Annotated in this window: 1 rRNA gene; it reads right to left on the bottom strand. The window is 51.8% G+C overall.

Going from position 1 to position 1,563, the window contains the following annotated elements:
• Window positions 1-1,561 (bottom strand): 23S ribosomal RNA (locus ACI3K6_RS23380); the annotation flags it as partial.
• Window positions 1,562-1,563 lie beyond the last annotated feature (2 nt).

The raw sequence follows: 1,563 nt of genomic DNA, 5'->3' as shown, positions 1-1,563 counted from the left end.
TGCGAGAAGCGGATTTTCCTACTTCTCAGCCTAACTGCTTACACGCACATAACCAGCAGTGCGCTTACCCTATCCTCCTGCGTCCCCCCATCACTCAAACGATAAAGAGGTGGTACAGGAATATCAACCTGTTGTCCATCGCCTACGCCTTTCGGCCTCGGCTTAGGTCCCGACTAACCCTGAGCGGACGAGCCTTCCTCAGGAAACCTTAGGCATACGGTGGACGGGATTCTCACCCGTCTTTCGCTACTCATACCGGCATTCTCACTTCTAAGCGCTCCACAAGTCCTTCCGGTCTTGCTTCAACGCCCTTAGAACGCTCTCCTACCGCGGACACCATACGGTGTCCACCCACAGCTTCGGTGATACGTTTAGCCCCGGTACATTTTCGGCGCAGAGTCACTCGACCAGTGAGCTATTACGCACTCTTTAAATGGTGGCTGCTTCTAAGCCAACATCCTGGTTGTCTAAGCAACTCCACATCCTTTTCCACTTAACGTATACTTTGGGACCTTAGCTGGTGGTCTGGGCTGTTTCCCTTTTGACTACGGATCTTATCACTCGCAGTCTGACTCCCACGGATAAGTCATTGGCATTCGGAGTTTGTCTGAATTCGGTAACCCGATGAGGGCCCCTAGTCCAAACAGTGCTCTACCTCCAAGACTCTTACTTCGTGAGGCTAGCCCTAAAGCTATTTCGGAGAGAACCAGCTATCTCCAAGTTCGATTGGAATTTCTCCGCTACCCACACCTCATCCGCGCACTTTTCAACGTGCGTCGGTTCGGGCCTCCATCCAGTGTTACCTGGACTTCACCCTGGACATGGGTAGATCACCTGGTTTCGGGTCTACGACCACATACTCATTCGCCCTATTCAGACTCGCTTTCGCTGCGGCTCCGTCTCTTCAACTTAACCTTGCATGTAATCGTAACTCGCCGGTTCATTCTACAAAAGGCACGCCATTACCCATAAACGGGCTTTGACTACTTGTAGGCACACGGTTTCAGGATCTCTTTCACTCCCCTTCCGGGGTGCTTTTCACCTTTCCCTCACGGTACTGGTTCACTATCGGTCACTAGGGAGTATTTAGCCTTGGGAGATGGTCCTCCCTGCTTCCGACCGGATTTCACGTGTCCGGCCGTACTCAGGATCCACTCAGGAGGGAACGAAGTTTCAACTACAGGGCTTTTACCTTTTATCGCGGACCTTTCCAGATCGCTTCATTTACCCCGTTCCTTTGTAACTCCATGTTGAGTGTCCTACAACCCCGAAAGGCAAGCCTTTCGGTTTGGGCTGTTCCCGTTTCGCTCGCCGCTACTAAGGGAATCGCGTTTGCTTTCTCTTCCTCCGGGTACTTAGATGTTTCAGTTCCCCGGGTCTGCCTTCAGTACCCTATGTATTCAGGTAAAGATACTACTCCATTACGAGCAGTGGGTTTCCCCATTCGGAAATCTCCGGATCAAAGCTTACTTACAGCTCCCCGAAGCATATCGGTGTTAGTCCCGTCCTTCATCGGCTCCTAGTGCCAAGGCATCCACCGTGCGCCCTTTCTAACTTAACCTA

Origin of the sequence: Neobacillus solisequens (assembly GCF_051233465.1) — a bacterium.
Classification (GTDB): Bacteria; Bacillota; Bacilli; order Bacillales; family Cytobacillaceae; genus Neobacillus.
The sequence above is the reverse complement of the archived record's forward strand: the minus strand, read 5'-3'. Positions and strand labels throughout refer to the sequence as shown.